At 60.4% G+C, this 18303-nt stretch carries 18 protein-coding genes; 6 read left to right on the forward strand and 12 right to left on the reverse strand.

The features are described 5' to 3' along the window. Positions 1-173 precede the first annotated feature (173 nt). The 3 genes from lat to AB7E65_RS04170 all read left to right on the forward strand — a co-directional run bounded on the left by lat (position 174) and on the right by AB7E65_RS04170 (position 3420). Positions 174-1535 (forward strand): L-lysine 6-transaminase, encoded by a 1362-nt coding sequence (gene lat / locus AB7E65_RS04160; RefSeq protein ID WP_428745320.1) that lies wholly within the window; start codon positions 174-176, stop codon positions 1533-1535. Between the two features lie 263 nt (positions 1536-1798). Then, positions 1799-2587 carry an inositol monophosphatase family protein gene (locus AB7E65_RS04165; RefSeq protein WP_428745321.1) on the forward strand — a complete coding sequence of 263 codons (789 nt, stop codon included), beginning with the start codon at positions 1799-1801 and terminating at the stop codon, positions 2585-2587. A gap of 26 nt (positions 2588-2613) precedes the next feature. Beyond that, the gene (locus AB7E65_RS04170) at positions 2614-3420 is read left to right on the forward strand and encodes a pyruvate, water dikinase regulatory protein (protein ID WP_320360629.1); all 807 of its coding nucleotides are present in this window, start codon (positions 2614-2616) and stop codon (positions 3418-3420) included. A 35-nt stretch (positions 3421-3455) separates the two neighbouring features. Here AB7E65_RS04170 and AB7E65_RS04175 read toward each other — a convergent pair whose 3' ends face one another. Further along, positions 3456-4529 (reverse strand): lytic murein transglycosylase, encoded by a 1074-nt coding sequence (locus AB7E65_RS04175; protein WP_320360630.1) that lies wholly within the window; start codon positions 4527-4529, stop codon positions 3456-3458. 288 nt (positions 4530-4817) lie between these two features. Between AB7E65_RS04175 and ppsA the strand changes: the two genes are divergently transcribed. Both ppsA and AB7E65_RS04185 read left to right on the forward strand, forming a co-directional pair. Continuing rightward, positions 4818-7226 carry a phosphoenolpyruvate synthase gene (gene ppsA / locus AB7E65_RS04180; RefSeq protein ID WP_072287019.1) on the forward strand — a complete coding sequence of 803 codons (2409 nt, stop codon included), beginning with the start codon at positions 4818-4820 and terminating at the stop codon, positions 7224-7226. Positions 7227-7407: 181 nt separating this feature from the next. Continuing rightward, the gene (locus AB7E65_RS04185) at positions 7408-7995 is read left to right on the forward strand and encodes a DUF2179 domain-containing protein (RefSeq protein ID WP_072287020.1); all 588 of its coding nucleotides are present in this window, start codon (positions 7408-7410) and stop codon (positions 7993-7995) included. A 22-nt stretch (positions 7996-8017) separates the two neighbouring features. On the opposite strand, the gene AB7E65_RS04190 is transcribed toward AB7E65_RS04185, so the two are convergent. The 4 genes from AB7E65_RS04190 to cysK form a co-directional block, all read right to left on the reverse strand. Next, positions 8018-8530 carry a thermonuclease family protein gene (locus AB7E65_RS04190; protein WP_428745322.1) on the reverse strand — a complete coding sequence of 171 codons (513 nt, stop codon included), beginning with the start codon at positions 8528-8530 and terminating at the stop codon, positions 8018-8020. After that, on the reverse strand, positions 8527-8955 hold the full coding sequence (locus AB7E65_RS04195) for a hypothetical protein (RefSeq protein WP_072287022.1): 429 nt from the start codon (positions 8953-8955) through the stop codon (positions 8527-8529). The genes AB7E65_RS04190 and AB7E65_RS04195 overlap by 4 nt, the downstream gene beginning before the upstream one ends. Positions 8956-9049: 94 nt before the next feature. Further along, positions 9050-9883, reverse strand: a complete 834-nt coding sequence (larE, locus tag AB7E65_RS04200; RefSeq protein ID WP_072287023.1) for an ATP-dependent sacrificial sulfur transferase LarE — start codon at positions 9881-9883, stop codon at positions 9050-9052. Between the two features lie 15 nt (positions 9884-9898). After that, a complete protein-coding gene (gene cysK / locus AB7E65_RS04205; protein ID WP_428745323.1) occupies positions 9899-10819 on the reverse strand; it encodes a cysteine synthase A in 921 nt (306 codons plus the stop codon). 200 nt (positions 10820-11019) lie between these two features. Here cysK and AB7E65_RS04210 point away from each other — a divergent pair, with 200 nt between their 5' ends. Further along, on the forward strand, positions 11020-11433 hold the full coding sequence (locus AB7E65_RS04210) for a hypothetical protein (protein WP_428745324.1): 414 nt from the start codon (positions 11020-11022) through the stop codon (positions 11431-11433). Between the two features lie 34 nt (positions 11434-11467). On the opposite strand, the gene AB7E65_RS04215 is transcribed toward AB7E65_RS04210, so the two are convergent. The 7 genes from AB7E65_RS04215 to dapA form a co-directional block, all read right to left on the reverse strand. Next, positions 11468-11809 carry an ArsR/SmtB family transcription factor gene (locus tag AB7E65_RS04215; protein WP_428745325.1) on the reverse strand — a complete coding sequence of 114 codons (342 nt, stop codon included), beginning with the start codon at positions 11807-11809 and terminating at the stop codon, positions 11468-11470. A gap of 121 nt (positions 11810-11930) precedes the next feature. Further along, on the reverse strand, positions 11931-12998 hold the full coding sequence (selD, locus tag AB7E65_RS04220; RefSeq protein WP_083558690.1) for a selenide, water dikinase SelD: 1068 nt from the start codon (positions 12996-12998) through the stop codon (positions 11931-11933). Positions 12999-13412: 414 nt separating this feature from the next. Beyond that, positions 13413-13631 carry a sulfurtransferase TusA family protein gene (locus tag AB7E65_RS04225; RefSeq protein WP_072287029.1) on the reverse strand — a complete coding sequence of 73 codons (219 nt, stop codon included), beginning with the start codon at positions 13629-13631 and terminating at the stop codon, positions 13413-13415. Positions 13632-13641: 10 nt separating this feature from the next. Then, positions 13642-14736, reverse strand: coding sequence for a YedE family putative selenium transporter (yedE, locus tag AB7E65_RS04230; protein ID WP_320360633.1), 1095 nt, complete (start codon positions 14734-14736; stop codon positions 13642-13644). A 396-nt stretch (positions 14737-15132) separates the two neighbouring features. Next, a complete protein-coding gene (locus tag AB7E65_RS04235) occupies positions 15133-16365 on the reverse strand; it encodes an LL-diaminopimelate aminotransferase (RefSeq protein WP_428745326.1) in 1233 nt (410 codons plus the stop codon). 184 nt (positions 16366-16549) lie between these two features. Next, on the reverse strand, positions 16550-17353 hold the full coding sequence (gene dapB, locus AB7E65_RS04240) for a 4-hydroxy-tetrahydrodipicolinate reductase (protein WP_428745327.1): 804 nt from the start codon (positions 17351-17353) through the stop codon (positions 16550-16552). A 12-nt stretch (positions 17354-17365) separates the two neighbouring features. Next, positions 17366-18247 (reverse strand): 4-hydroxy-tetrahydrodipicolinate synthase, encoded by an 882-nt coding sequence (dapA, locus tag AB7E65_RS04245; protein WP_072288117.1) that lies wholly within the window; start codon positions 18245-18247, stop codon positions 17366-17368. Between the last annotated feature and the right edge of the window lie 56 nt (positions 18248-18303).

Consider the following 18303-nt stretch of genomic DNA (forward strand, 5'->3'; position numbering starts at 1 on the left):
TGTGCTGAGCCCTGATTTATCAGGCTAATTTCCTCTTTGCCTATTCTTTGGACAGGGGCGGTTCGCGATCCGCCCCTGCACGTCTCGTAGCCCAAACCCTCCGTGCTGCTAAACTGTGTTTATCCGGAAACCCGGCCAAATGCTGACCTGTTTTGTCGAAAGCGGAGGTGCCTGTGATTCATCCCCACGATGTAAAGCGGACCCTGGGCCGCTATATGCTGACCGAAGGGTACGATATTATTCTCGATCTGGATCGTTCCCTGGGGAGCTGGTTTGTCGATCAGCGCACGGGGGAACGGTTCCTCGATTTCTTTTCCATGTACGCTTCCATGGCGGTGGGCTACAACCATCCCCGGTTGCTGAAGGAGCGGGCGCGGCTGGGCCGGTTGGCGGTGAACAAGCCTTCCAACTCGGACGTCTATACCACGGCCATGGCCGAGTTCGTCGATACCTTCGCCCGTGTCGCCATGCCCTCGGCGATGCCGCATGTGTTTTTCATCGACGGCGGTGCGCTGGCGGTGGAGAATGCCATGAAAACCGCCTTTGACTGGAAGGTAAGGAAGAATCTGGTCGCCGGATACAAAGAAGACATCGGCAGGCAGGTGATTCATTTCCGCCAGGCCTTCCATGGCCGTTCCGGCTACACCCTGTCGCTGACCAATACCTATGATCCGCGCAAGACGCGCTTTTTCCCCAAATTCGACTGGCCGCGAATCGTCAATCCGAAACTGACCTTCCCCATCACCGAAGAGAACCTGGCTTCGGTTTGCCATCTGGAGAACGAGGCAATGGGAACCATCGGCCGGATCATTGACGAGCAAGGGGAGGATGTCGCCGCGATCATCATCGAGCCGATTCAGGGGGAGGGGGGCGACAACCATTTCCGCGCGGAATTTTTGCAGGCCCTGCGGCAGTTGTGCGACCGTCACGATATCCTGCTGATCTTCGACGAAGTACAGACCGGTGTCGGGCTGACGGGACGGTTCTGGGCGTTTGAGCATTTCGGCGTGCAGCCCGACCTGTTGGCTTTTGGCAAGAAGACCCAGGTGTGCGGGATGCTCGCCTCGCGCCGTATCGACGAGGTCAGTTGCCACGTGTTCCAGGAACGCAGTCGCATCAATTCGACCTTCGGCGGAAACCTGGTCGACATGGCGCGCTGTACCCATATTCTGCGCATCATCGAGGAGGAAGGGCTGGTTGAAAATGCCCGGAGGCAGGGCGAACTGCTGTTGGCGGAGCTGTGCCAGCTGGCTGCGGAATTCCCGCGCGTGGTGTCCAATCCTCGGGGGCGCGGTCTGATGTGCGCCTTTGACGTACCGGATAACCATACAAGGGATCAGCTGGTAAGGGCATTTTTCCGCCGCAGATTGTTGCTGATCGGTTGCGGCGGCTGCAGCATCCGTTTCCGCCCCCACCTTATCGTGACGGAGGAGGAGATCCTTCACGGCATCGGGATTATCCGCAGCGTGTTGCGCGAAGGTGATTACCTGAGCCTGGAGATCGCCCGCGATCCCTGCCATTGGAGCGGTACATGACGAAACCCTGTCGGCGCTTTATGCGGGAAGGTTTCGGAACCGGCCTGCCGGCCAGGTGCTGTCCGGCCATGCCGAACAGCACAGGAGCAGCCGCGCCATGATTCTCTCAACCCATAGACGGATGTAAACGTCAGGGGACGCTTTTTCCGGGAGACGAGCCAGGCTGGATGTGCTATGTACAACCAATCACTGATCGCCAATTACCGGGGGGGCGGTTTTCATGTCCCGCAATTTTGGCCCCGACGAAAGCTACGTTACCCGCCATGCAGGAAATCCTCAATACCGCCGAAACCGCTGCCCGCCGTGCCGGCGCCTATATTCTGGAAGCCATGCGCGGTTCGCGCCGCGTCGATTACAAGGGGCGTGTCGACATGGTCACCGATGTCGATCGCGGCTCGGAGGCCCTTATCCTCGCCTGTATCCGCCGGGACTGGCCGCAGCACGCGATTCTGGCCGAGGAGAGCGGCGCCAGCCAGGCCGGCAGCGATTGGCGGTGGGTTATCGACCCCATCGACGGCACCACCAATTTCGTGCATGGCTATCCCTTCTTCTGCGTATCCATCGCTGTGCAGCAGCGCCTGCGGACGGAGGTGGCGGTGGTGTACGACCCCGTGCATGACGAAATGTTCACCGCCGTGCGCGGCGGCGGGGCGTTCCTCAATGGTGCGCCACTGCAGGTGTCGCGGGCCGACGACCTGTCCAGGACGCTGCTGGCGACGGGGTTTCCTTACGAGCTTGGCGACCGCTGGCACCGCTCGATGGATTATTTCAAGCTGTTTTATTATCGGACCCACGGCGTGCGTCGCGACGGTGCCGCGGCGCTTGATCTGTGTTATGTGGCGGCGGGGCGGTTTGACGGTTTCTGGGAATTCGATCTCAAGCCCTGGGACGTGGCCGCCGGCCTGTTGCTGGTGACCGAAGCCGGTGGCAGGGTGACGGACTTCGCTGGCCGCCCTGCCGCGATCGATGGCCGGCAGCTGGTGGCCAGCAATGGCGCCATTCACGATGCCATGCTCGATGTGCTCCGGGCTCTGCCGTCTGATCCGCCCTGAATCCCGCATCCGTTTCCGGAGGTTGCATGACCACGCCCCAAGTCATTTATCTGATGTCCGACGCCACCGGCGAAACCGCCGAGAAGATTGTCAATGCGGTCCTGACCCAGTTCCGGGACAAGCCGGTGCGGTTGCGGCGCATCAGCAATGTGCGCAATGAAACCGCCGTGCTGCAGGGTATCGGTGAGGTCATGCAACACAAGGGCATGGTCGTCTATACGGTCGTCAACCGGGCGCTGGCGCAGTTTATCCAGGAGACCTGTGAAAACCGGGGGATTCTGGCTTTTGACCTGGTGACGCCCCTGCTTTCCCAGTTTTCCAAGTTTTTCGGGCGTTCGCCCGGGCAAACGCCGGGCTTGCTGCACGATATGGATGAGGACTATTTTCGTCGCATCGAAGCGGTGGAATTCACCGTCAAGCACGACGACGGGCAGGAGGTGCGGCACCTGTTGCAGGCGGATATCGTACTGGTCGGGGTTTCCCGGACCAGCAAAACGCCCCTTTCAACCTACCTGGCCCATCTCGGCTGGAAGGTCGCCAATGTGCCGCTGGTGCTGGGGATCGAACCGCCCAAGGAGCTGTTTCAGGTCGATCCGAAGCGGGTCGTCGGGTTGTATATCGACCCCCAGCGGCTGGTGGAGCTGCGTGTCGCCCGCCTTAAACATCTGGGTCAGGATCCGCGTGCCGCCTACGCCGATCTGGGGGAGATCGAGGAGGAAATTCGCTATGCCAAAATTCTGTTCCGACGCCAGGGGTGGCCCACTGTCAATGTTTCCGGCAAGGCACTGGAGGAAACTGCCAACGAGGTGCTGGTCAAAATGAATCTGAAATGACCCTTCCGCATCAGGAGGTCGGTGCAATGTAGCGGTTAAAGCGGCGAGGCGGGTCCCTCGACCGGAATGTTCCGGTCGGCCTTCTCGAAGCGATCCGCCAGATGTCCGACCGCCAGCGCGAAGGCAACGGAGCGGTTCCAGCGCATCAGCACCCGCAGGTTGTCGGTGACCAGGAAGGCCGGTCCCTGCGGTCCGTCGGGCAATAGCAGTGCGGCCTGCACCTCGTCGCTGCCGGCCACGGCAGGCAGGCCCAGCGCGCGCCAGTCGGCCAGGCTCTTTTTGACCCCCGGATCGGCCAGGGTGCGATCGAAGGCCGCCGGCAGGTCGATTCTCCACCCCCAGGCTGTTTGTCTTTGCCACCCCGCCCGGGCCAGGTAGCTGGCCGCGGAGGCCAGTGCATCCTCCACATCGGTCCAGATATCCCGTTTCCCATCGTCGTTGAAATCGACCGCATAGTCGAGATAGGTGGTGGGGATGAACTGGAAATGTCCCATGGCGCCGGCCCAGGAACCGCGCAGCTGCTCGCTTGGCATGCGCTCCTGATCGAGGATCTGCAACGCGGCCAGCAATTGCTTGCGGAAAAAGGCCGGCCGTTGGCTACGCCACGCCTGTGTGGCCAGGGCACGGATCACCGGGTGGCGGTTTGCACCCTTGCCGAAGTCGCTTTCAATCGCCCACAGGGCCAGCAGGTAGGCTTCCGGAACGCCATAGCGCCACTCTATCTTTTGCAGCAGATCCCGCAGTTCGTCCTTTCGTTGCAGCCCTGCCTGAAAACGCTGCTCGGAGGCGAGACGCTGCACGTATTCCTGTTTGGAGAGAGCGAACTCGGCCTGTTTATGGCGGGGCATGAGCAGTTCCGGAGCCGGCTGCAGGTCCGCCAGCGCGTCGTGCAGCACCTCTTCGCGGATACCCTGCGCCAGGGCTTCCTCGCCGAGATCTTCCAGCCAGGTGCGCCATTGCAGATCCTGATCGTCAAGGGCCGCTGCCGGCTGGCCCGGATCCGGCGCGGACCCCGGCAGAGGGGGCGGAGCCTGAGGTTTCGGTGTGCAGGCGGAACACAAGCCCAGCAAAACGGTGGCTAAAAAAAGGCTACGGCAATCAAACGGCATACATGTCTCCGTTGCGGGGTAAATTGGTCTGGCGAAGCGTGGCCAGGCTGCGACCGCAACCATTAAAGCATCAGTGCCCGATATTTTTCAATCAATATGGTGGTCCCGCGGACTGTGCTTCGCAAGCCTGCCGTCGGCGTTCGTTGATTGCGGCTTGTGAACAGGTCGGGCGGGGCGGCGAACGCAGGGATATCTGTTAGAATTTACGGTGACAGAAACGCCCGGGATTTGCGGGCGATGGCAAGGTAGCGTACCGCTTTGCATGCCGGCTTGAAAAGGGAGGCACCGATGACAGAGTTTGCGCACATCATGTGGTTCGAGGATATCGCTCTTGACGACCTGCCTCTGGTGGGAGGGAAAAATGCCTCGCTGGGGGAAATGATAGGCAACCTGACGGATCTCGGCATCAAGGTGCCGGGCGGTTTTGCCGTGACCGCCGAGGCTTATCGGTTCTTTCTGCGCGAAACCGGGCTCGATGAGCAGATAAGTCGCCTGCTGACCGATCTCGATGCCGACAGCATTGACAGCCTGACCTCCGTCGGCCACCAGGTGCGCCGGGCCATCCGCCATGCCGAATTGCCGGATGCCCTTGAACAGGCGATCCGTACCGCCTATGCCCGGATGGAGCAGCAGTACGGGGCCGACTGCGATGTGGCGGTGCGTTCCAGCGCCACCGCCGAGGATTTGCCGGACGCCTCTTTTGCCGGTCAGCAGGAAACCTATCTCAACATCCGCGGTGCCGACGAATTGCTCGCCGCCTGCCGCAACTGCTTCGCCTCGCTGTTTACCAATCGCGCCATTTCCTACCGGGAGCATCATGGTTTCGACCACATGAGCGTGGCGCTGTCCGTCGGCGTGCAGAAAATGGTGCGCTCCGACCTGGCCAGCGCCGGTGTCATGTTCACCATTTCCACGGAAACTGGATTTCGCGAGGTGGTGCTGATCAACGGGGCCTGGGGGCTGGGCGAAAACGTAGTGCGCGGTGCGGTCAATCCCGACGAGTTTTTTGTCTTCAAGCCGACCCTCAAACAGGGATTTCGCCCCATCATCAGCCGGCGTCTGGGAAGCAAGAAAAAAAAGATCGTTTACAGCCTCAATAATGGTCCGCAAGCAACGCGCGAGATTTCCGTGGCACCGGAAGACCGCGAGCGCTTCTGCCTGGACGACGACGAGGTGCTGACCCTGGCGCGGATGGCCTGCACCATCGAGGAACATTATCGCCGCCCCATGGATATCGAATGGGCCAAGGATGGTGAAACCGGCGAACTGTTCATTGTGCAGGCGCGGCCGGAAACGGTGCAGTCGGCCCTGACCGGCAACGTGCTGGAGGAATACCAGCTGCAGCAGCGCGGGGAAATTATCACAACGGGCCGGGCGGTCGGCAGCAAAATCGGCGTCGGCCGGGCCATGGTCATCAAGGACGCAGCGGAGATCGGCCGCTTTCAGCCCGGAGCCGTGCTGGTGACGGACATGACCGACCCCGACTGGGAGCCGGTCATGAAAAAAGCCGCCGCCATCGTTACCAATCGCGGTGGCCGGACATGCCATGCCGCCATTGTCAGCCGCGAGCTTGGCATTCCCTGCGTGATCGGCACCGGCGACGCGACCTCCGTTATTGCCGACGAGCATCCGGTGACGGTGTGCTGCGCGGAGGGGGAAACCGGCTTTGTGTATGCCGGCAAGCTGCCCTTCGAGATCAAAAAGACCAATCTCGCGGAATTGCACCGCCCGCGCACCCGTATCATGATGAACATTGGTAATCCGCAGCAGGCGTTCGGACTGCGCCGCATCCCCAACGACGGGGTGGGGCTGGCGCGTCTTGAATTCATCATTAATACGGCCATTCAGGCGCATCCCATCGCCCTGTTGCATCCGGAGAGGGTCGAGGACCGCGAGACACGGGAAAAAATCGCCGATCTGATTGCCGGTTATTCCGACGGCGGTGAATTTTTTGTCGATCAGCTTTCGCAGGGGGTCGCTACCCTGGCCGCGGCTTTCTACCCCAACGACGTCATCGTGCGCATGAGCGATTTCAAGAGCAACGAGTACGCCAACCTGCTGGGGGGGAGCTATTTCGAGCCGGACGAATCGAACCCCATGATCGGATTCCGGGGGGCCTCGCGCTATTACGATGACCGCTACCGCGAAGGTTTCCTGCTCGAATGCCGCGCCATGAAGCGGGTGCGGGAGGATATGGGACTGAAAAACGTCAAGCTCATGATCCCCTTCTGCCGCACCGTGGAAGAAGGGCGACGGGTGATCGAGGTCATGGCCGGCGCCGGTTTGCAACGGGGCAGGGACGGTCTGGAGTTGTATGTGATGTGTGAGATCCCTTCCAACGTGGTGCTGGCCGAAGAGTTCGCTGCGCTGTTCGATGGTTTCTCCATCGGGTCCAACGACCTGACCCAGCTGTTGCTGGGGCTGGACCGCGATTCCGAGATTGTTGCGCATCTTTACGACGAACGCAATGAGGCGGTAACCCGCATGATCTCGGATGTCATAAGACGGGTCAAGGCCTGTGGATGCAAGATCGGCATCTGCGGTCAGGCGCCAAGTGATTACCCCGAATTTGCCGCGTTTCTGGTGGAATGCGGCATCGACAGCATCTCCCTTAATCCGGACACGGTGCTGGCGACCACTCTGAGTATTCTGGCACTGGAGCAGCAGCTGGATACTGGTCGGCCGGCAGGGGGATGATCGGCCGGGAAAATCGTCTTGCGCCAGGCCGACGCGCTCAATGCGTATCCATCCGGAATTTCCGGATGGATACGCAGGCGTACGATGAAAAGCGGTCCAAAGCCAAATTGGCTTGTGTGTCGGGCGGCGCAGAGGATCAGCTGCAAGCGGATGTATCGCTTTCATACAAGGGAGGCTGCACGTGAGTTCAGTTCTGCCCGATAGCGGGGCTCTCGGCCTGGTTTTGTTGCCGCTGCTGGTGTTTTTTGCCAGGATTATCGATGTCAGCATCGGAACGCTGCGGATCATTTTCGTGTCCCGGTCGCTGAAAGGGTGGGCTGCGGTGCTGGGATTTTTCGAGTCGCTGATATGGGTATTGGCCATCAGCCAGGTGATGCAGAACCTGACCAATGTTCTTACCTATCTGGCCTTTGCCCTCGGCTTCGCCACCGGCAATTATGTCGGCGTGCTGATCGAAGAACGTATCGCGCTGGGCAGCCTGATTGTGCGCATCATTACCCGCAAGGATGCCACTGTGCTGACGGAACATTTGTGGAAAGCCGGCTACGGCGTCACCAATCTGCGGGCACGGGGTGAAACCGGCCCGGTGCAGCTGATTTTCACCGTCTGCCGACGTCGCAATCTGCAGGATGTGCTGACGTTGGTCAAACGCTTCAATCCCCGCGCCTTTTACACCATCGAGGATGTGCGTTTCGTGCAGGACAACCTGCCGCCCAACCCCCGCCGCCGCGGCGTCATGTCACGGCTGGCGCTGCGCAACCGGAAATGAACCCGAAGCCCGGGGATCAAGGTTATTGTTGCCACATGCCCCGTTTCGCCAGGCGGGCGTCTTCTTCCGTTTCGATAAAATCCCTTTTCAGAGAAAAATCGAAGCGTCGGTAGACCGCGGCGAGGCCCTGTTGCAGAAGCAGCCGGTTGAGCATGTGTCCGCCGGGCAGGGTGACATAGGCGAGAAGTCGCCCGTAGGTGTCGCGCGTTGGCGGCTCTGTTCGCAGGACTACGATCCGTCCGAGGCTTTTTGCACGGACATAGGCGTGGGCGCGGTGGTGGATGCGGCGCAGCCTGTCCGGCGCGATGCCCCGTTGCCGCAAATAGCGATCCCGGTATGAAGCTTCCTTTTCCGGCACGTCGATGCCCAGCAGTCTGACCTTGCCGATGCCGGCAACCCGGATGGTGTCGCCATCGTAGATATGTGTGACGCGACCCCGCAGGCTTGAGGCGGCGAGGGCATGCGAGGCGCAGGAGACAAGGCACAGAACCAGGGCGAATGCAACGCAAGCTCCCCGAGAAAAGACCGCGATCATCGGCTGCGGCCATAGAAGGCGCGGGCGAAAATGCCGGTGGTAGCGCCCCAGATGAGGTTGTAGAAAAGGATGAACAAGGGGGTGAGAGTGCCAAGGCCGAGGCCGAGCATGCCCGCGTCCGTGCGATTGGGAAAGACAAAAAACAACTGCCAGGCGCAAGGCAGCAGGCTGACCCACAGCCCCTTGCGCATCCATTGGATACGACCCCGGGGAGAACTGACCGTTGTGTAATAGAACAGTCCCCACAGCCCGCCCCATACCAGGCGAGGGTGAATCCACGCGCCGCTCCAGGCGGGGACAAGCTTAACGCCGAGCCATTGGGGCAGTCCGGCGTTGCCTGCCATCCAGGCAGCTCCGCTGCTGATCAGGGCGGCGAACACACCGGCGCAGAAACAGATGCACAACAGGCAGCGGGAATTATTCATCGCATTACGTCCATCGGTTGAAATGATTTTTGTGAATACCCCCGCGAAACGAAGCGGGAACAATTCCGTGGCGGTACGATGGTGCGGAGAAAAATCATCCCTCTGCCTCGGTCAGGATTTCGTTGAGGCTGCCGCTGCGGTAGCCTTCCAGATCGAGACAGACATAGGTAAACCCGGCCTCTTTCGCCGCCCGGATAACCGCTCGCCGTGTCGGCTCCGCCAGTATTTGCGACAACAAGGGCAGCGGAATTTCAATGCGGACGCTGGCGCCATGATGCCGGGCGCGGGATCCGTCGAAACCAAGGCTGCGCAGCGCCGATTCGCATCGATCCACCTGCCGCAGTGCGTGAGCACTGATGGGCGAACCGTAAGGGATGCGCGACGCCAGGCAGGCGAAGGCCGGGCGCTTCCAGGTTGGCAGCCCGAGCCGTCGGCTCAGGTCGCGGATGTCCTGTTTGCCAAGGCCGGCCTCGGCCAGCGGGGATCGCACGCCCAGTTCCCGGGCGGCCCGGCTGCCAGGGCGGTAATCCCTGCCATCGTCGAGGTTGGTGCCGTCCAGCATCAGGGAAAATCCGGTTTGCCGCGCCATTTCGGCACAATCACCGAACAGGGCTTTTTTGCAATGATAACAGCGCAGCGGATCGTTGCGGACCACGGCCGGCAGGGCCAGCAGATCGCATGGTACCAGCAGCTGGCGCGCGCCGATCTGATGCGCAAGATCACGGCTGTATTGTTGCTCCCAGGCAGGGAAAAACACCGAAACGGCGGTGACGGCCAGCACCTGCCGCGCACCGAGGGCGTCCAGCGCGGCGCGCAGCAGCAGGGTCGAATCCACGCCTCCGGAAAACGCCACGGCGGCGGGTCCCAGGCTGTTCAGCAATTGCAGCAGCCGTTCGTAGCGTGCATCGGCGTCCATCGCTGACCCCATACAGGGAATGCCTCCTCAGTCGAATACGCCAACGGACAGATAGCGCTCTCCGGTATCGCAAAGGACCGTTACCACGTTTTTCCCGGGGCCAAGGCGCTCGGCCAGGCGCAGTGCGGCGCATACGTTGGCGCCGGCGGAGATACCGACAAACAATCCTTCCTCCCTTGCCAGCCTGCGCGCCGTGGCAAAGGCGTCCTCGTCCCTGACGGTGATGACCTCCCGGTAGATCCCGGTGTCGAGAACCTCCGGAATGAAACCGGCGCCGATGCCCTGGATTTTATGGGGTCCGGGTGATCCTCCGGATAAAATCGGTGACGCGGCCGGTTCGACAGCGACGATATCGACCTGGGGGTTGTGTTTGCGCAAAGCCCGCCCCACGCCGGTAATGGTGCCACCGGTGCCGACCCCGGCCACGAAGGCGTCGATCTGGCCATCCAGGGCGGCGATGATTTCCGGTCCCGTGGTCTGTTCGTGAATGCGGGGATTTGCCGGATTGCTGAACTGCATGGGGATGAAATAGCCGTACTGGCCGGCGAGTTCTTCCGCCCGCGCCACGGCACCGCGCATGCCCTGGGTTCCCGGTGTCAAAACCAGGTCGGCGCCGTAGGCGGCAAGCAATCTGCGGCGTTCGACACTCATGGTTTCGGGCATGGTCAGGATAAGTTTGTAGCCCTTGACCGCGCACACCAGCGCCAGGCCGATGCCGGTATTGCCGCTGGTCGGTTCCACCAGGGTCGCTCCAGGCTTGATCAAGCCACGGCTTTCGGCATCTTCGACCATGGCAAGGGCGATGCGGTCCTTGACGCTGCCGCCAGGGTTGAGATTCTCCATTTTGCCCCAGACAGCGGCGCTGTCCGGATGTGTCAGACGACTGAGCCGCACCAGGGGAGTGTGAGAAATCTGTCCAAGGGGGTTCTGGCTGATAACGGCCGGCATGGCATCCTCCGGTGTGGGCGTAAAACAGCAATAAGGATTGCAAGGTCTGCTGCAGGCAGCAGTCTGCAACTCATGTCAGTTCAGTACCATAGCAGCCATTCCCACGGATGAAAAGGGTTCTTTTCCCCGGACCTCGCAATGGCGCGCGGTGTCTTGTCAAGCAGTGCCAACCTGTTTTACTTAAGGAGTCGAGCGGAGGCATGATGAAGACAAAAAAAGAATTTCCGTGGCTTTTGAAGCCTCTGGCGTGGGTCGAGCTTGCCGGTGACAGGGTGCGCCTGCCGGTCATCTGGATCGGCTGTCTGCACGACCAGCCATGCCGTCTTCTTGTCGGTCTGCGGGAGGGGGTGTCGATACCGGGTGCCGAGAGCTTTTGTGGAGACTTCGATCTGCTCTGGATGGCCGGTTCGATAAGCCGCCCGGTATTGAGGGCGGAGAACCCGAAACCGGCGATGATGCGCCTGAAATGCTGCAACGCCGGTTTACGCAACGATTGCGGGGGATGGACCCTGGACGGAAGCCTGGCCGGGATCACTGTGGGGGGGCGGACTTTTTTGCCGGGAGAACTCGACATTGCGCGGTGGCTGAAGCTGTCCGACAGGGCGGACGCCTGATGCCGGGCGGGCGATGCCATGGCTCATGGGGAAATCAGTTACACTGTTTGCGCCGCACCTCCGGTTCGGCCAACCGGGCCCGGTCGGCCTGACATGTTTTGAGGGTCGGCAGGTGCGCCCCAAGCAGATCAAGGATCTGCATCGCCGGCGGCGGCATTTGCGGGGCAAGGGAATAATGTACCCAGGTGCCGCTGCGGCGGTCCATGACAAGTCCCGCATTTTTCAGTATGCCCAGATGGCGAGAAGCCGTCGATTGGGGTAACTGCAGGATTTCCATGATATGGCAGACGCAGACCTCGCCGTCTAGCAGCAGATTGAGAATGCGCAGACGGGTATCATGGGCCAGGGCTTTGAAAAGGGTGGTCGTCGTTTTCATGCAGTCAGGCTAGTCCCGTGGCGCGGATGTGTCAAGGCGCAATTTCCACGCCATGCTTGCGCCGCGGATGCCAAAAACCGGTTGTTGTTCATGTCTTGCCCCGGGACTGCCGCTGCCGGTATCAGCGGATTTCCACCGCATGGTCCCTGCCTTCCAGTACCTCGCCCACGACAACGGCAAAGCAGCCGCCATCGGCCGCTCGGCGCAGAAACGCATCGGCTGCGCCGTCTTCCATGGCGATCAGCAGCCCCCCGGATGTCTGGGGATCGAAAAACGGCAGCAGATCCTCGCTTGAACCCGGCATGTCGGCATCGACCCGGTCGGGCCGGGCATCAAGGAGCATACGGGCATAATAGGCGCGGTTGCGGTAACAGCCTCCGGGCACCAGCCCGTCGCGGACCAGGTCCGCGACCCCGTTGATCACCGGTACGTTCGCCAGACGCAGTGCCAGGGTGACGCCGGCTCCACGGGCCATCTCCGAGGCGTGACCGATGAGGCCGAAGCCGGTGATGTCGGTGCAGGCATGGGCACCGCATGCGGTCATGATGGCGGCCGCCTGACCGTTGAGGGTTGCCATCCAGCGGCAGGCTTCTGCCACGGTGGCATCGGCGACCATTTCCGCCTTGATGCCGGTGGCAACAATACCCGTGCCAATGGGTTTGGTGAGGATCAGCACATCCCCGGGGCGGGCCGTTGAATTGCGCACCACCCGCTGCGGATGGACAACGCCGGTTACGGCCAGGCCGTATTTGAGCTCGTCATCTTCAACGGTGTGGCCGCCAACCAGGCATGCGCCGGCCTCTCGAATCTTGCGGGCACCGCCGTCCAGCAATTCCCGCAGGGCTTCGCGGGGAAGACCGCAGGGCGGAATGAAAGCGAGGTTCATGGCGGTCAGCGGACGCCCGCCCATGGCGAAGACATCCGACAGGGCATTGGCGGCGGCGATAGCGCCGAACAAAAAGGGGTCGTCGACCAGGGGGGTGATGATGTCGGTGGTCTCGACCAGGGCGCAGTCCTCGCTGAGGCGATACACGCCCGCGTCATCGGCGGTTTCCGGTCCGACAATAAGATTCGGATCGGTCTCGGCAAACAAGCCGGTCAAAGCATCTTCCAGGCCCTCCGGGCCCAGTTTGGCAGCTCAGCCGGCCGCTTTCACCATATGCGTCAGCTTGATTTTCTCAGAGGTCATTATGATTGGCTCCAAACGCTCTGCAGTTCTTCCCAAGCCCGGGGAATCTGCTCAATGATGTCCGCCACCTGGGTTGCCGGCGTCGGCTGTGCAAAATGGCCGGCCAGGCTTCCCCGATCATTTTGGCAAGATACATGAATCCTGCGTCGGCGACAAGACCGGAGCGCGCTGTCATTTTGTCAATGGCTGTCAGGGTGCGATTGTGCCACAAGACAATGGTTTGCAGATAATGAAATGTCAAGGTGTTAAACTCCGAACCAGGCAAATTTTCGGTCAGGTTGCGGCACAGTGTGTGGCTGGATCACTTCACTGGTATTGGCAAATACCAGCATGCCCCGTTCCATCCGGCTGCTGGGTGCGTCCGAAACCGGTGCGGTCTTTTTTTCTTCCCTGAAATTGAAGAGCGCCACACCCTTATCCTTTGTTGAGGGTAATCCGTGTTTCGTCGCCTTGGTCGCTCAGGTTTGCCACCGTCCAGCCGCGGTTGCCGGCCGCTCGGCAGACATTTTCGCGGGAGGCTTCGTTATCTACCAGAACGATGATTTCATCCGCCTCGCCAGCCTTGATGGCAGCAAGGGTCAGCATCACAGGTTGCGGACAGGAGAGCCCGCGTGCATCGATGGTTGTTGTCATTTTGCCCTCCTCAGGCCATTTTTTTTCGCATGCTGAAGCCAATGAAAAGGCTCGCCAGTAGCCCGACCGCAACGCCCTGCATGCCGTAGGGGCCGATGCCTGCCGGGGAGCTGGCCAGCCCGAAATTGTGGCTGACCGCGGCCCCGGCCACCATGCCCAGAACAAACACGGCCGCGTCCCCGTCACCTTCGCCGGCCAGAAACAGCTGGCGTCCCGGGCAGCCACCTGCCAGGCAGAAGGCCAGACCGGACAGCAGCATGCCGGCAAAGTTCCAGAACTGCATGGTGTGTGCTACGGGTTGCCCCTCAAAGCCGGGATGAAACTGACCGACAAGCAGGTTGACAACCAGGGCGGTGACGATGAGAGCGATAAAGCCGCCAAGCAGGTGTGTCTGCCGGAACAGGACGAAATCGCGAATGGCGCCCATGGTGCAGAAGCGGCTGCGCTGAGCGATAAATCCGATGGCCAGCCCTGCACCCAGGGAAACCAGGAGTGGGGCATGCATGGCGCCCGGCCCTTTGACGCTGAACCAAAGCACCCCGTTTTTCGACGCGCCGGGAATCGCCGGGAAAATCATCAGCAGCGCCAGCATGCCGAGCATGAACAGGGGCATCAGCCAGCCGGCAGCGGACTGGGTGGATTGGGAGCGGCCGAGATTGTAGCCGCCCTTCAAAAACAGGGTGCCAAGCCAGATGCCGGCTACAAGGCCGAGCAGGCCAAAAATGGCACTGCCGTCGCCGCCGGCCAGGCGCAAAGCCGCCCGCCAGGGACATCCCAAAAAAACCAGTGCGCCGATCATTGCGAAAAAACCCAGCACAAACCGGACGATGGGTGCCGAACCGAGACGTGGCCGAAATTCCCTGAAGAGATAGGCGGCCAGCAATGACCCAAGAACGAAACCCATGACCTCGGGTCGCAGGTATTGCACGACTTCGGCCCGGTGCAGGCCGAGCGCGCCGGCGATGTCGCGCTCGAAACAGGCCACACACACCCCCATGTTGCCGGGATTGCCGAACTTCTGCAGCAGGGCCGCCAGGGCACCGATAAAGATTCCAGCGCCGATTATTCCCCATCGTCCGGCCATTATATTGCGGATTTTTGCCATCTTCTCCTCCCTGTTTGTGCATGCCATCGAAAAAACGCCGCAACTGCTTCCCGTCCGGAAAGGCAGGCGGCGGCTGTTAATGGTCGCGGGGTCCAGCTCTCCTCGTGGTAACGCACGGGGCCTAATGCGAAAAGTGCTCGTTTCCCATATGAAAACTACGCTGTATCCATCCGGAGTTTCCGGATGGACACAAGCTAACAAATCCCGGGCGTGGAGTCTAATTGATAATATTTATATAAACGGGATTTGTTATGGAAAAAATAAATAGTGAAGTACTTGAGGATGGTCTGGCAGCGTAAATGCGGCAGGGATGGCGGATGCCAAACACCCCCCGGGGAATTGCCTCCGGGGGGTGTTTTTTAAACGCGCTTGTCGCCGTGCGGGGATTGCGATGGTTCAGGCGAGGTTGTTTTTGATACGCTCGATGGCTTCAATGACATTCTGGCGGTCACCGAAGGCTGAAAGACGGTAGAAACCCTCGCCGCTGGGGCCGAAGCCGCTGCCGGGGGTGCCGACCACGTGGCACTCGGACAGCAGTTTGTCGAAGAAGTCCCAGCTGCTCATGCCGCCCGGGGTTTTCAGCCAGATGTAGGGGGCGTTGACACCGCCATACACGGTCAGGCCGGCGGCCTGAAGGCCTTCGCGGATCAGACGTGCATTTTCCATGTAATAGTCAATCGTCTCCTTGACCTGGGCCCAGCCTTCGTCGGAATAGACAGCGGCGGCAGCTTTCTGCACCGGGTAGGAGACGCCGTTGAACTTGGTCGACTGGCGACGGTTCCAGAGCTTGTTGAGGGAGGCTTTTTCACCGCTGCCGGTATCGGCCATAATCTCCTCGGGCACCACCGTCAGGGCGCAGCGTACGCCTGTGAAACCGGCGGTCTTGGAGAAACTGCGGAATTCTATGGCACAGCGCCGGGCGCCTTCGATTTCATAGATGGAATGGGGGATGCCCGGTTCGGTGATGAATGCTTCGTAGGCGGCGTCGAAAAAGATCACCGCATCGTTGGCCAGGGCAAAATCGACCCATTTCTTGAGGTCTTCCCGGCTTGCCACCGCGCCGGTGGGGTTGTTGGGGTAGCACAGATAGATGATATCGACCTTTTCCGAGGGGATGGCAGGGGTGAAGCCGTTTTCCTCGGTGCAGGGCAGGTAGGTGAGTCCTGAGTAATAGCCCTTTTCGTCCGCCTCGCCGGTGCGGCCAATCATGACGTTGGTGTCGTTGTAGACCGGATAGACAGGGTCGCAGATGGCGACCTTGTTGTCCAGGGCGAAGATATCGAGGATGTTGGCACAGTCACACTTGCTGCCGTCAGAGATGAAAATCTCGGAGGTTTTCAGCTCGACGCCGAGGGGTTTGTAGGATTTTTCGATCAGGGTGTCGATGAGAAACTCGTAGCCCTGCTCGGGGCCGTAGCCCATGAAATTTTCCTTGCTGGCCAGATCCTCGACGGCATCGTGAAAGGCCTTGAGAACCGCCGGAGCCAGAGGCTGGGTGACGTCGCCGATACCCAGTCGGATGATTTTGGCGTCGGGGTTGGCCTGGCTGAAGGCCTTGACCCGGCGGCCGATCTCAGGGAACAGGTAACCGGCCTTGAGTTTCAGGTAGTTATCGTTAAGTTTTGCCATGCGTAGTTCTCCAATATATGTTTAGGTTTTAGAATACGTAATGCTCTCACCCCGAATAAACCGCATTAACAGGGATGAAGAGGATAAAGGGGATTTAAAACCAAGAATATTTGCCGTTGGTATTCATCTTATACCTCCCCTTATCTTAGTTTGAGCCAGACTTTGGGGTGGATATAAACCCGACTTATTTCAATCCAAGGATATCCTGCATATCGTACAGGCCGGGGGTCTTATCCGCCAGCCAGGCGGCGGCGCGCACTGCACCGCGCGCGAACATGTCGCGGCTCATGGCGCGGTGGGTGATCTCGATGCGTTCACCCATGCCGATGAAATAGACGGTGTGCTCGCCGACGATGTCGCCGCCCCGCACCGTCTGCATGCCGATCTCTTCCTGGGTGCGGGCGCCGCACATTCCCTCGCGGTGGTAAACGGCGCATTCGTTGTAGTCGCGGCCCAGGGCTTCGGCGACGATTTCGCCCATGCGCACCGCGGTGCCGCTGGGGGAATCCTTTTTTTTGTTGTGATGCAGTTCGACGATTTCGACGTCGAAGCCCTCGCCGAGGATACGCGCCGCCTCTTTGAGAATCTTGAAGCAGGCGTTGACGCCGACGCTCATGTTGGGCGCCAGCACCACGGGCACGTGCCTGGCCAGGTCTTCGACCCGGGCGCGCTGCTCCGGGGTAAAGCCTGTAGAACCGATCACCAGGCTCTTGCCGAGGCGGGCGCAGGCTTCCAGATTCCGCAGGGAAACTTCCGGAAAGGTGAAATCGATAAGGACCTCGGTGTCTTTGAGCACCTTGTCCAGATCGCTGCAGATGGACACACCCAGAGGTCCACAACCGGCGGACAGGCCGGCATCCTGACCGAGCATCGGGTTTTCGGTATGCTCGAGGGCACCGGTGAGTTGCAGCCCCCCGGTTTCCTTGATGGCGGTGATGAGACGGCCGCCCATGCGCCCGGCGGCACCGTTGACAGCTACTTTGATCATGAGGGCTCCTTGTCAGGCATCGATAAGGCCGTAACGGGTCATTATTGTTTTAAGCCGGGCCAGATTGTCAGGCAGCAGTTCGGCCAGCGGCATGCGCAGATGATCCCCGCACAGTCCCATGAGGGAAGCGGCGGTTTTTATCGGCACCGGGTTGGTTTCGATGAACATGGCCTGATGCAGTTCAAGCAGATGCAGGTGCATTTTTCTGGCATCATCATAGCGATTTTCATTGATGGCGGTCACCATGGCCTTGATTTCCCTTGGCAGGATGTTGGCGGTTACCGAAATAACCCCTCTGGCACCGCAGGCCATCATCGGCAAGGTCAGAAAATCGTCGCCGGAGACCACATGGATGCGATCTCCCGCCGCAGCGATAATCTGGCTGATCTGGGTCAGATCGCCGGATGCTTCCTTGATGCCGACCACGTTGGGATGGTCGGCGAGGCGGATGGTGGTCGCGGCGGTCATGTTCATGCCGGTGCGACCCGGTACGTTGTACAGCACCTGCGGAATGGCCACGTTGTCGGCAATCGCCTTGAAGTGCCGGTAGACACCTTCCTGGGAAGGCTTGTTGTAGTAGGGGGAAATAAGCAGCACACCGTCGGCACCCATCGTCTTGGCGTTCTGGCTCAGTTCGATGGCTTCGGTGGTGGCGTTGGAACCGGTACCGGCCAGCACCGGAACCCGCTTGTCTACCTGCTCGATACAGGACTTGATCACGCGTTTATGTTCGGCGTGATCGAGTGTGGCGGATTCGCCGGTGGTGCCGCAGGGGACGATGACGTCCGTACCGTTTTCGATCTGAAATTCGATCAGCTGTCTGAAGGCCTCTTCATCAAAACGTCCATCCTTGTCGAACGGGGTGATGATGGCGACCATGGATCCTGTAAACATGGGGTGTCCTCCGTAAACAATGGGAGCGGATGTGCTGCCGGGGCTCGGGGTCCCGG

Source organism: Syntrophotalea sp., assembly GCF_050253115.1.
Classification (GTDB): Bacteria; Desulfobacterota; Desulfuromonadia; order Desulfuromonadales; family Syntrophotaleaceae; genus Syntrophotalea; species Syntrophotalea acetylenica.